This window comes from Dictyobacter vulcani (genome assembly GCF_008974265.1).
Classification (GTDB): Bacteria; Chloroflexota; Ktedonobacteria; order Ktedonobacterales; family Ktedonobacteraceae; genus Dictyobacter; species Dictyobacter vulcani.
Genome location: NZ_BKZW01000002.1, coordinates 460147 through 472829 on the forward strand (window position 1 = coordinate 460147; position 12683 = coordinate 472829).

The 12683-nt window shown below is 46.0% G+C and carries 10 protein-coding genes and 1 pseudogene; 8 read left to right on the forward strand and 3 right to left on the reverse strand.

The window, feature by feature from the left end:
• Positions 1–6: 6 nt before the first annotated feature.
• The 3 genes and pseudogenes from KDW_RS20020 to KDW_RS36050 all read right to left on the reverse strand — a co-directional run bounded on the left by KDW_RS20020 (position 7) and on the right by KDW_RS36050 (position 3118).
• Positions 7–870 (reverse strand): pentapeptide repeat-containing protein, encoded by an 864-nt coding sequence (locus KDW_RS20020; RefSeq protein WP_151757732.1) that lies wholly within the window; start codon positions 868–870, stop codon positions 7–9.
• A gap of 15 nt (positions 871–885) precedes the next feature.
• The gene (locus KDW_RS20025) at positions 886–1215 is read right to left on the reverse strand and encodes a PadR family transcriptional regulator (RefSeq protein WP_151757733.1); all 330 of its coding nucleotides are present in this window, start codon (positions 1213–1215) and stop codon (positions 886–888) included.
• Positions 1216–1892: 677 nt separating this feature from the next.
• Positions 1893–3118 (reverse strand): annotated as a pseudogene (locus KDW_RS36050) (cytochrome P450 family protein).
• Positions 3119–3631: 513 nt separating this feature from the next.
• On the opposite strand from KDW_RS36050, the gene fabD (KDW_RS20040) reads away from it, so the two are divergent.
• The 8 genes from fabD (KDW_RS20040) (at position 3632) to KDW_RS20075 (ending at position 12621) form a co-directional block, all read left to right on the forward strand.
• A complete protein-coding gene (fabD, locus tag KDW_RS20040; RefSeq protein ID WP_151757735.1) occupies positions 3632–4492 on the forward strand; it encodes an ACP S-malonyltransferase in 861 nt (286 codons plus the stop codon).
• 77 nt (positions 4493–4569) lie between these two features.
• Complete coding sequence (locus KDW_RS20045) at positions 4570–5523, forward strand: acyltransferase domain-containing protein (protein ID WP_151757736.1); 954 nt, start codon at positions 4570–4572, stop codon at positions 5521–5523.
• A gap of 36 nt (positions 5524–5559) precedes the next feature.
• Positions 5560–7839 carry an ACP S-malonyltransferase gene (gene fabD, locus KDW_RS20050; RefSeq protein WP_151757737.1) on the forward strand — a complete coding sequence of 760 codons (2280 nt, stop codon included), beginning with the start codon at positions 5560–5562 and terminating at the stop codon, positions 7837–7839.
• 328 nt (positions 7840–8167) lie between these two features.
• Positions 8168–8416, forward strand: coding sequence for an acyl carrier protein (locus tag KDW_RS20055; RefSeq protein WP_151757738.1), 249 nt, complete (start codon positions 8168–8170; stop codon positions 8414–8416).
• On the forward strand, positions 8394–9620 hold the full coding sequence (locus KDW_RS20060) for a beta-ketoacyl synthase N-terminal-like domain-containing protein (protein ID WP_151757739.1): 1227 nt from the start codon (positions 8394–8396) through the stop codon (positions 9618–9620). Before KDW_RS20055 ends, KDW_RS20060 begins: the two co-directional genes overlap by 23 nt.
• A gap of 177 nt (positions 9621–9797) precedes the next feature.
• On the forward strand, positions 9798–11060 hold the full coding sequence (locus KDW_RS20065; protein WP_151757740.1) for a hydroxymethylglutaryl-CoA synthase family protein: 1263 nt from the start codon (positions 9798–9800) through the stop codon (positions 11058–11060).
• Positions 11057–11824, forward strand: coding sequence for an enoyl-CoA hydratase/isomerase (locus tag KDW_RS20070; protein WP_151757741.1), 768 nt, complete (start codon positions 11057–11059; stop codon positions 11822–11824). The genes KDW_RS20065 and KDW_RS20070 overlap by 4 nt, the downstream gene beginning before the upstream one ends.
• Before the next feature lie 47 nt (positions 11825–11871).
• Positions 11872–12621: a polyketide synthase gene (locus KDW_RS20075; protein ID WP_151757742.1), complete on the forward strand. Its 750-nt coding sequence runs from the start codon at positions 11872–11874 to the stop codon at positions 12619–12621.
• The last annotated feature ends 62 nt before the right edge of the window (positions 12622–12683 follow it).

Sequence of the window (12683 nt, forward strand, 5' to 3'; positions counted from 1 at the left end):
TTTTCCTTATGATAGAACAGTAACCTTCGATACATCAGCTCCCACGCCTTTGAGGGCAGCATACGTTAACTTATCCATCATCGCGCCGTCAAAGTGAATGGATTGTATGGCACGCTTCATAGACCAGATACCCACCGGGCGGAAAGACACATTTTTGAGGGTCGCGCCCTGAAACGAAACATCCTTCAGTGCTGGTAGGTCAAACGTGACGCCGATAAAGATCTGCCCATCAAGTCGCTGTCCGCTCAGGTCGGAGTAGTGGAAATCCACACCGACAAAGGTACAGCTTTCAAAGGTTGTCTTTCGCAGGTCGGTCTTGGTAAAGTTGACATCTGTCAGCTTGACGCCGATAAATTGTGTTCCTTCTAGCCCCGCCGTGCTGAAGTTGGTGCGCACAAGGATGGCTTTACGGAAGTTCGCATCCCTGAGGTCAAGGGCGGAGAAGTCGCAATCGGTCAGATTGGCGCCAGCAAAATTGGCTTCACGCACGTCACTGCCCCGAAACGAGCTCCCATTCAGGTCTGCGCCCGTAAAGTCAGAGCCGCGCAACGCGCTCCCTTTAAAATTGCTTTTATGCGCGGTCACGCCCGCAAAGTCGCTCTGTACCAGATTGCTCGCACTCAAGTTGATGGACACCTGCCGCTCCAGCGCGTGGGAGAGGTTGGCGACCTCCTGGACGGTTTGCTCAATGTCGCCGATACTCTCAATGGTCATGGTCAAGGCGGTTTCATCATCTTTGCCCTCGGCTTTGAGTTCCCGGAAGCGCTCCTGCAAATCGGAGAGCAGATCAGCCTTTAATTCGGTCGCGCTTTTTACCTCATCGTATGGAGCAAAAACGCCGTTGACATAGTTGGTCAATTTCTCATTCATAACAACATATTTCCTTTACAATAAGTTCTCCAGCACGCGCTTCGCGTACTCCCAGTTGCTTTTGTTGTGCTCGTACGTCGCTTTTCCTTTTTCAGTAATCCTGAAATATTTCCGTCTTCCGCCCTGAGATTCATCGCCCCAATACCATTCGATATCACCGTCCGCCTCAAGCCGCCGGACGCTGGAGTACATGGTGGCTTCCTTTAATTCATAGTCACCACCCGAGCGCTCGGCAATCTGCTTGACAATCTCATAGCCGTAGCGGTCAGCTTCCGATAAGAGCCGTAAAATCATCGTATCGGTATGTCCGCGTAGCAGGTCGGAGGTAAGTTTGTTTTCACTCATATCATCACCTCGTATTTTGATTATACGTCATAGTACTGTGATTGTCAAGGTAGTATTTCAATTGCAATACTTTGTTTGATAAACAAGCCATCTGTTCTTTTTTTGACACCCCTGGTGCATTGCTGCTCATGCACAGTGCCCTGGTTGCTGTCACTGATTTTCTCCATGGAGCGGAGCTCTGGTGCTGGTCAAGTGGTGGTAGTACGCTGCTACACTGGCTCAAGGCCGAAGCGGATAATTATTTATCTGTAGGATGTCGCAACCAGACAGGTTGTACAAACGATCAATGCTGAAGTAAGACGCAAAAGTGAATACCTCGCATTTATGCCAGGCGGACGGATACTGATCTCAGTAGATAAGGATGAATGTATTCGCGGGTGGGATATCCAGAGCAGTCAAGAGGTATATTGTATTGAGTTCGCTGATAGTAATTATCGGCATGAAATAACCTGAGCCAGGGAACTGAGAGCGATGTGATCCTCTTTTTCATGATAGAGATAAAAATTGTGTGACTGAAACGTGCTCTAGAGATCTGTTGAGATATGAGAACTCAGATCATGGTGATTATGGAACAGGACCGAGGTTCATCCCCTGTGATTTATCCAGGGGATGAATGGCTCGTTCTCTGTAAGTCCAACGTTATCATTGGTATCGAGAATGGATGTGCAAGCTTTTTCCTAGAAAGTTACTGGTAGTCTGGTAAGGCTGCGCATCGGCGTGTGGTTCCAGGTGAGTTGCTCAGGTTTGACTGCCAGGCGCAGGTGAGGCATACGTTGAAGCAATGTCGTAAACGCGATCTGACCCTCCATGCGTGCTAGCGGTGCGCCAATACAGATATGAATCCCCTTGCCAAAGGCAACGTGTCTGTTTATCTGGCGGGTAATATCCAGCTCGGCTGAATTCGTGAATTTCGCTGGATCACTATTGGCGGCAATCAATGAGACGAGTACCATATCACCCTTGCGGATCACCTCACCATGCATAGGAATATCCTCTTTTGCCCATCGGATAGAGCAAAGGCTTACCGGAGATGTATAGCGTAGCAATTCTTCGAGGGCGGCGGGAATCAGAGAAGGATCCTGTTGGAGCATATGCATCTGTTCGGGATGTTCTAGCAGCGCCAGCGTGCCATTGCTGATCAGATTGAGTGTCGTTTCATGTCCGGCGATAATGAGCAAGAAGATCGTTGAAATGAGCTCTTTATCGCTTAATGTCTCTTCCTGACCATTGTTCTGAACCAGGCCGCTAACCAGATCATCCCCCGGATGCGCGCGCTTCTTTTCAATCAATGTTTTGTTATAGTTGATGAATGCCTCCATCGCGGAAGAACTTGTTTCCCCTTTTGGATTGTCCGCGGAAACCGTCATCAGGCCCTGTGTCCAGATGCGTACCTGCTGGCGATCCTCAGGGGAATCCCTAGCATCTCTGAGATGACTGTAATCGGCAGAGGAAAAGCAAAATCCGAAATCAGATCCATCTCTCCTCGTTCCTGGACGGCGTCCAATAGCTCATCCGTAACCTGCTGTATATGAGGGCGTAAATGCTCGATCATACGAGGCGTGAACACTTTCGAGAACAGGCCACGCAAGCGCGTATGGTCGGGTGGATCTACCGTGAGCATATCTCGTCTCCATGCGATCAACCTGCGGGCAGCGGCATTCTCCGCGTTTGATGCCAGTCCGTCATCGGACAATAGAACCTTTTGTGCATCTTGCGTAAAACGCGTATCTCTCAAAATTGCGACGGCATCATCATAGCCCGTTGTGATCCAGGCACCACCTAAACCTTGCAGGTTAGAAACATACGTGAGTGGTGCTTGTTCGCGCAGGCGTGCATAGAATGCATAAGGATTGCGCTTGGTTTCTTGAGCAAGCAGATCGCTTGTGGTGATATGTTCAGCCATGTTTAGCTTCCTTTCAATTCATAGCTTGCTTTTGCAATGGAACTTGATCGCACACGATGAGGCAGAATGAATCAATAATGATTTTTAATCCTCTACTCTCTCTGACGAGATATTCTCCATCTGCAAGAGCCAGATAAGCGGTTACAAAAGCAAGTGAGGATTGCATTCTTTTTTTAGCAACAAAACTCCACCAGATAATAACATAGCAATATCAAAAGTATAGCACTCCTGATATTACGAAACAATATTTATTTCTAGAAGAAAATATTGATTTGAAATGGTGCTCTAGTGTGCTCTTCCCATTTTCAACTGCATAGCTACGTCAGTGTTTGCTTTCAGGTAGTTGGTAGTATCGAGGCATTGGTATGTAGCAAACTTGACAGATATGACTTATAAAGTTATTATGATATTGTTGTCCTTTATATGTGTGATTTTGCTAATACAAACGTTGTGTAGCGAATGCGCATGCTAGCTCCAATTGTCGATTCGCGTTTATTAAAGAAGATGAAATAGATGGTCACGTACGTATTCCCAGGGCAAGGCTCCCAACATAAAGGGATGGGAGGAACCCTTTTTGATGATTTCAAGGATCTGACGGCGCAAGCAGACGACTTGCTTGGCTATTCTATAAAACGACTCTGTATAGAGAATCCCTATGCCTATTTGAGTCAGACACAATTTACTCAGCCCGCATTATTTGTAATCAATGCATTCAGTTATTTGAAAAAGCTCCAGCAGACCGACAAAAAACCAGACTTCGTCGCCGGCCATAGCGTAGGAGAATATAATGCATTATTCGCGGCTGGGGCATTTGATTTTGAGACGGGGCTCAAACTGGTAGTAAAAAGAGGCGAATTAATGAGCCTTGTTACTGGTGGTGGAATGGCTGCAGTAATAGGGTTGAATGAGATGCAGGTCATACAGGTTTTAGCAGAAAATAACCTGAACGCGATCGATGTCGCCAACTATAATGCCCCTACTCAAATAGTCATCTCTGGATATCGAGAAGATATCGAGAAAGCCAGACCTATTTTTGAAGCCATCAACGCAGTACGAGCATTCAGGATCCTGGACGTCAGTGGCGCTTTCCATTCCAGGTATATGCGCGAAGTGAAACAAGAATTTGAAAGATTTCTACAGGCCTTTAATCTTTATCCCCTGTCTCTTCCAGTGATCTCCAACGTCTATGCACGTCCTTATGAGCAGGGGCGGCTCAAACGGACATTAGCTGAGCAGATTACCAGTTCTGTGAAGTGGACTGAAAGTATACGTTTCCTGATGCAAGAAGGAGAAATGGTGTTTGAAGAAATCGGACCAGGTACTATCCTGACAGGATTAATTCAAAAAATCAAAAGGGAAGCGGTAAAAATCTAAGGTGTGTTGTCCTGGTTTGTTCATCCGCATGTTTTTGTGTGAGCTGGTGAGATGAATAAAGAGAAATGGTGAAAAAGATGGCCAGGCCGATTGTTTTTATGTTTTCAGGGCAGGGTTCTCAATATTATCACATGGGAAAAGAATTATTCAAAAACCATGCTGGATTTCGTCAGCATATGCTGGAATTGGACACGCTTCTTTTTCAGTATACTGGCAGATCAATCGTAAACGAAATATATAATGATCATAAGAGTATTGCTGATACATTTGATACATTATTTTATACTCATCCCGCGATTTTTATCGTAGAATATGCGCTCTGCCGTATTTTATTGGAGATGGGCATCAAACCTGACTACCTCCTGGGTTCAAGCCTGGGAGAATTTACCGCCGCCGCTATCTCTGGCATCATGCCGATAGAAGACATGCTTGAATTCATCGTCAAGCAAGTGGCAATTTTTGAAGCTTATTGTGCTCCTGGTAACATGATCGCTATCCTTCACAATTATGCTTTGTATTATGCTGAAACATCGATCCATGAATATAGTGAATTGACTTCTATTAATTATCCTTCACACTTTGTGGTTTCTGTAGATAAGAAGAAACTAGCTATAATTATCGAATTTCTTAAGGAAAAAAATATTATTTATCAATTATTGCCTGTTTGTTATGGTTTCCATTCCTCTCTCGTCGAGCCTGCGGAAAAAGCATTTAAGCATTTCGTGCAAACAAAATCCTATCAAAGGCCTGCTATTCCATTTGTATCCTGTTTAGCTGGTGAGAAATTAACAGAGGTCTCCAACGATTTTTTCTGGAATATTGTCAGAAAGCCCATTCTTTTCCAGGAAGCAATTCAGTATCTGGAAAAGCAGCATGAATGCATCTACGTAGATTTAGGACCTTCCGGCACGCTCGCCAACTTTTTAAAGCACAGCCATGCTGGAAATTTCACCGGGCGCTGTTATCCCATTATGACACCATTCAAGCAAGAGCTACGGAACGTAAAGACAATAGAAAGCGCACTTCGCTAGCATAAAGTCGAAAAGATGTAAAGGAAGGTAAAATGGATGCTGACATACGTATTCCCCGGTCAAGGCTCCCAGTATAAAAGAATGGGAGGGACTCTTTTTGATGATTTCAAGGAACTGGCAGCGCAAGCAGATGATATCCTTGGCTATTCTATAAAACAGCTTTGCATGGAAGATCCCTCGGCCCATTTAAACCAGACACAATTCACCCAACCCGCGTTATTTGTGGTGAACGCACTCACCTATTTGAAAAGGCTGCGTGATACCGGTAAGAAACCTGATTTTGTGGCGGGCCATAGCCTGGGTGAGTATAACGCGTTATTCGCTGCTGATGCCTTCGATTTTGCGACGGGTCTCAAGCTGGTACGAAAAAGGGGCGAATTGATGAGCCTCGCGACCGGAGGGGGTATGGCTGCGGTTATCGGACTCAATGCGGAGCAAATAGTAGAGGTGCTGACAAAAAATAGCCTGAGTTCGATCGACGTCGCTAACTATAATACGCCATCCCAGATCGTTATCTCCGGACTTAAAGAAGATATAGAAAGAGCCAGGCCCATTTTCGAAGCCATAAGTGACGTAAAGAAGTTTGCCTTCTTGAATGTCAGCGGAGCCTTCCATTCCAGATATATGCGTGCAGCAAAACAAGAGTTCGAAACGTATTTGCAACGCTTCCATTTTTCTCCATTGTCTATTCCTGTCATCTCCAATGTTTATGCCCGACCGTACAGGCAAGAAAGACTCAAGCAGACATTAGTAGAACAGATTACCAGCTCCATCAAGTGGGAGGAAAGTATACGCTTTCTCATGGGAAGAGGAGAAATGGCGTTTGAGGAGATCGGACCGGGTATAGTCTTAACGACATTGATTAAAAAGATTCAAAAAGAGGCTGAGCCACTATTTACTGTGGATGAGCCTGAAAGCCGGGATATACCCTCCTCTCCCAATGATACGGCCTTTTCATATCCAAGCATCTCGGCTACATCTTTAGGTAGCGCCGAATTTAGAGCAGACTACAACCTTACATATGCATATCTTGCCGGTGGGATGTATCGCGGCATTGCATCACAAGAAATGGTGGTGAAACTAGCGAGAGCGGGCATGATGGGTTTCTTTGGCACCGGTGGGCTAAACTTGCAGCAGATTGAAGATGGCATTAGATATATTCATAGTAACATTTTGCCATCCCAGGCTTATGGTGTAAACCTGGTCTATAATCTGAAAAATCCTGACATGGAAAATAGAACGATTGACCTCTTCATACAAACAGGATGTAGAAATCTAGAAGCGGCAGCTTTTTTAAGTGTTACGGCCCCGCTCATAAGATTTCATGCCAGGGGGTTGACCACTGATGCCGGTGGCAATGTTATAAGCAGGCACAAAATCATCGCAAAGGTCTCACGTCCGGAAGTGGCAGAAGCGTTTCTGAGTCCCGCGCCGGAGTATATGTTACAAAGTCTGTTGAAGGAAAACAAAATAACGTTAGCAGAAGCCGACCTATCCCGAAAAATTCCTGTCGCGGATGATATTTGCGTGGAAGCAGACTCAGCCGGGCATACTGATAGTGGCGTTGCATCTACACTGATGCCAGCCATGATACGGTTACGAGATGAAATGATGGAAAAGTACCAGTATGCGAAGAAAGTACGCATTGGATCGGCCGGAGGGATTGGAACGCCGGAGGCGGCGATGGCGGCTTTCATGTTGGGTGCAGATTTTATCCTGACCGGCTCCATCAATCAATGTACGGTAGAAGCAGGAACCAGCGATAAAGTGAAAAATCTGTTGCAGCAAATGAATGTTCAGGACACCGATTATGCTCCTGCTGGAGATACGTTCGAGTCGGGCAGCCGCATTCAGGTGCTAAGGAAAGGCGTATTTTTTCCCGCCCGAGCGAACAAACTCCATGATCTTTATCGGCGCTATAACTCATTGAACGAAATTGATAAATCGACCTTAACTCAAATTCAGGAAAAATATTTTAAACGTAGCATAGAACAGGTGTATGAAGAGGTTAAAGCGTACTATCCAGCACAGGAGATTGAAAAAGCCGAGAAAAATCCGAAGCATAAAATGGCCTTGATCTTTCGCTGGTATTTTGCATATAGTACTCGCCTGGCCTTAAGTGGGAGTGAAGAATCTATCGTAGATTATCAAGTGCATTGTGGTCCGGCATTGGGTGCCTTCAACCAATGGGTAAAAAGTTCAGAGCTGGAAAATTGGCGGAATCGCCATGTCGATGAGATTGGGAAGAAATTAATGATTGAAACAGCAGCGTTGATGAATAACAAAATTCGTTCGTTGTTTCTTTCGAGCACGTAAGAAAGACATTTAGTTACTATGTAGATGCAAATTGATGTATAGCTATGAAAGCTGACTTTAATGAAAGTTACTGCTTTTTATCCCTATAAGTCTTGAAAAACGTTGGAGGATCAATTATAATAATTTGCGTGATGGGGATAAGAAAAATCCGGCATCTGTTGCATAGATATATATCGTTTTTATGCTGAACAAAGGGTATGGTTCTTTTTGGCATGCCAGACAATGTATGTGCTGGAGGATGGGTTACCGTTGATTTTTAGCTTGCTTGATCGTGATCTACAACTCGTTATCCGCGAGAAGAAAATAAAGCTCAGAAGAGAACAATCAGATGAATAAACAAGAAGTTTTTGAAGTTGTTGTTCGCACTACCCGCGAAGTTCTGCCTGATTTAGAAGAGCATAATTTTACCTTTAATGATAGATTAGTCGATCTCGGCGCGGATTCTGTGGATCGTGCCGAAATCATAAGCATGGTACTGGAAAATTTGTCGCTGAGCATCCCCCGGGTAGAGTTAACCTCTGTTAAGAATATTGGAGAATTAACGGAGGCACTCTATGCGAAATTACAATCAGCCTGATGTATTGATTACCGGGTTAGGGGTGACATCGTCTATTGGCCAGGGGAAGGCAAACTTTTCCTCGGCTCTCCTGGCGGGTCAGCATACCTTTGGGGTCATGCAACGTCCAGGCCGACAAAAAGAGACGCGATTTATCGGTGCTGAAATTCCGGTGCTGTCTTATCCAGAGTATCTCTCAAAAAAGCTCCTACGGAAAGCCTCTTTTTCGAGTCATGTAGCCATGGTTACCCTGTATGAAGCCTGGATGGAGGCCGGCCTTGCCGGAGTAGATCCTGAACGTATTGGATTAATCATTGGTGGCTCCAACATCCAGCAGCGGGAGATGTTACGGACCTATGAGACATATGGAGAGCGTGCTCAATTTATCACGCCGGCCTACGGAATTTCTTTTATGGATAGCGACCTGTGTGGATTGTGCACAGAACAATTCGGGATACTAGGTCTCGCTTACACTACAGGTGGTGCTTCCGCGAGTGGGCAGTTAGCTATAATCCAGGCTATTCAAGCAGTGTTATCAGGTCAGGTCGATGTGTGTATTGCGCTGGGTGCTTTGCTGGATATTTCGTATCTGGAGTGCCAGGCATTACGAAGTTTAGGCGCTATGGGAACCGATCGGTATGCTGAAGAACCTGCCAGGGCTTGCCGTCCTTTTGATAAGCACAGAGATGGATTTATTTATGGCGAATCCTGTGCGGCCGTGGTAATAGAGCACGCCGAGACGGCGGCAAGTCGGCAGATCAACCCATATGCAGCAATTACTGGTTGGGCCATAGGCATGGACGGAAATCGCAATCCCAATCCTTCGTTGAACGGAGAAGTTCAAGTAATCCAGAATGTTTTGAAACAAGCCAGGCTCTCTCCGCAAAGTATTGATTATATTAATCCCCATGGGACGGGTTCCATACTTGGAGATGAGATAGAGCTGGAGGCGATTCGTCAGTGTCAGCTTGCTCATACCTATATCAATGCGACCAAATCACTTATCGGCCATGGACTCAGTGCTGCAGGCACGATAGAAATTGCTGCCACATTGCTACAAATGAAAGAAGCGTGCCTTCATCCTACCAGAAATTTAGATGATCCAATCGATGACACTTTCAACTGGGTGAGAGATCAAGCCATTGCGCATCAAATAAAGAATGCATTAAGTCTGAGTATGGGATTTGGTGGCATCAACACCGCCATTTGTTTAAAGAAGCTTTAAACACCTAGTAGTCTGTCAGACATCATTTGATGTGAAAGCGGGGATGCAAGGGGCGGCAGCCCCTTGACTGGGGGATCGGGGGCTGTGCCCCCGGCATCTCCCCCTACCGCCCGCGTAGCGGGCGAACAACCTATCAAACGAAGTTTGACAAAGTACTAGCATGGAGAGAGTTAATAGATGGTTTATCCTGGAATAGAAGCCATAAATGTTTTTGGTGGAACTGCCTACCTGGACGTTATGGAACTGGCGAAGCACCGTAATCTTAATACTGCGCGCTTCGAAAATCTGTTAATGAAAGAAAAAGCTGTCGCATTGCCATATGAAGATCCTATTACCTTTGGAGTCAATGCGGCGAAGCCAATCATTGACTCTTTATCCGAAGCGGAGAAGAATCGCATTGAGCTCTTGATTACTTGTTCGGAGTCTGGAATTGACTTCGGAAAATCAATCAGTACGTATATTCACCATTACCTGGGGCTCAATCGAAACTGTCGTTTATTTGAGATTAAACAAGCCTGTTATTCAGGGACGGCCGGCTTGCAGATGGCCGTGAATTTTATCTTATCCCAGACCTCACCGGGAGCCAGGGCCCTGATCATCGCAACCGATATTTCGCGCTTCCTGATTGCCGAAGGTGGGGATGCCTTAAGTGAAGACTGGTCTTATTCTGAACCGAGTGCGGGTGCAGGTGGGGTTGCTCTACTGGTTGGCGAGCAGCCGCTGGTTTTTCACGTGGACGTTGGAGCGAACGGCTATTACGGATATGAAGTCATGGATACATGCCGACCCGCTCCAGATAGCGAGGCAGGAGATGCCGACCTATCCTTAATGTCATATCTGGACTGTTGTGAGCAAACCTTCCTGGAATATAAAAATCGGGTCCCTGGTGTTCATTATAAGGACACATTCCAGTATCTTGCCTTCCATACTCCTTTTGGTGGGATGGTCAAAGGGGCACATCGTACGATGATGCGCAAGTTACTCAAGGCAAAAAGTGATGAAATAGAAATAGATTTTACGCAGCGTGTGAAGCCTGGTATGACCTATTGCCAGCGCGTTGGCAACATTATGGGAGCGACAGTCTTGCTGTCTCTGGCAAGCACGATTGATCACGGCTATTTTGATACCCCAAAGCGTGTCGGTTGCTTTTCTTATGGGTCGGGCTGCTGCTCCGAATTTTATAGCGGGATTGTGACGGCGCAGGGTCAGGAGCGTCAGCGGAAATTCAGGATAGAACAACATCTAAATGAACGCTATCGACTCTCATTAGGTGAGTATGAAACGTTATTCACAGACAATGGGACAGTACGTTTCGGGACTCGTAACGCCAGACTGGACTTCCAGCTGATTCCTGGAGTATTTGCATCATCCAGTGGGAAACAACGGCTGTATCTGGAAGAAATTTCTGAATTCCATCGCAAATACAGGTGGATTTCATGAATTATCAGACGTTGCAGGTGCGATTTCAGCAGTCTATTTGTTACATACAGTTCAATCGTCCTGAGGCGAACAATACCATCAATGACCTTTTTATTGAAGAATGCCTGCGGGTACTCGCTATATGTGAAGCCCGAGCGACGATTGTTGTGTTGGAAGGTTCGCCAGAAGTATTTTGTCTTGGTGCTGATTTCCAGGGTTTGCGCGAGGACTTGCTGGATGGACAAAAAGCTGCACAACCGCCAGAGCCACTATATGATGCATGGCTTCAACTGGCAACGGGTTCCTACATTACGATTTCACATGTACGGGGAAAAGTGAATGCCGGGGGGATAGGGTTCGTCGCCGCCAGTGATATCGTCATTGCGGATGAAAGCGCGCAGTTCAGCCTGTCTGAAATGTTATTTGGGCTCTTCCCTGCCTGTGTATTGCCTTTTTTAATACGCCGGATCGGCTTCCAGAAGGCCCATTACCTGACCCTTATGACACAACCGATTCTGGTTCAGCAGGCACAGGTATGGGGATTAGTCGATGCCTATGACGCGCAAAGTGACGTGTTACTACGCAAGCACCTGCTACGTCTTCGACGCTTATCCAAGCCAGCTATTACGCGTTATAAGAGCTTTGCAGGTGAATTGTACGAACTGCTTTATCGCTCCAAACCCCTGGCGCTAGCGTCAAACCAGGCAATGTTTGCGGACCCGCACAATCAAAAGGGAATTATACGCTTTGTAGAAACGGGACAATTTCCCTGGGAGTCCGAATAGGAATCCGGCTGATAGAGAGAAACCTGATGAACAAGCAGGAGAAGGTCATGTCACACCCTGTGGTTGAACTGTTTGAGATTGAGCCAGATATTATTCAAGTCAAAATGCAGGATCGTGTTCATAAGAATGCATTCTCCAAAGAATTGACGCGTGGATTGATCCAGTCGTTTGAGCTCATCCAGGCGAGTTCAAGCTACAAAGTAGTAATTCTCACCGGATATGATAGCTATTTCGCTACAGGCGGCACGCAAGAAGGATTATTAAGGATTCAGCAAGGGATAACGAATTTTACCGACGACAACATTTATTCGCTTGCGCTGGATTGTCCTATTCCCGTCATTGCCGCCATGCAGGGACATGGCATCGGCGGGGGCTTCGTTATGGGATTATTCGCTGATCTGGTAGTGTTGAGCCGGGAAAGTGTTTATACAACGAATTTTATGAAATATGGATTCACGCCTGGAATGGGGGCCACCTTTATCGTTCCCCAAAAGTTAGGGCTTAGTTTAGCGCAAGAGTTATTGCTAACTGCCAGTAATTATCGCGGTGCTGAGCTTGAGAAACGGGGCATTCCTTTCGCTGTCCTACCGCGTCAGCAGGTCATGGATCATGCCCTGGAACTGGCCCGTCAGCTGGCAGAGAAGCCCAGAAATTCTTTGATTACATTAAAGGATCACCTGGTTGCTCCGTTGCGAGCGCAAATTTCCCGTGTGGTTGAGCAGGAGATTATCATGCATGAAAAGACTTTTCACCAGGCAGAGGTTAAAGACCGTATTGCTCAATTGTACGGAAATTAGTTGATATTCACCATACGCAGGAAATGATAGATCTTATTCGCATATAGCATGCATACTATTAA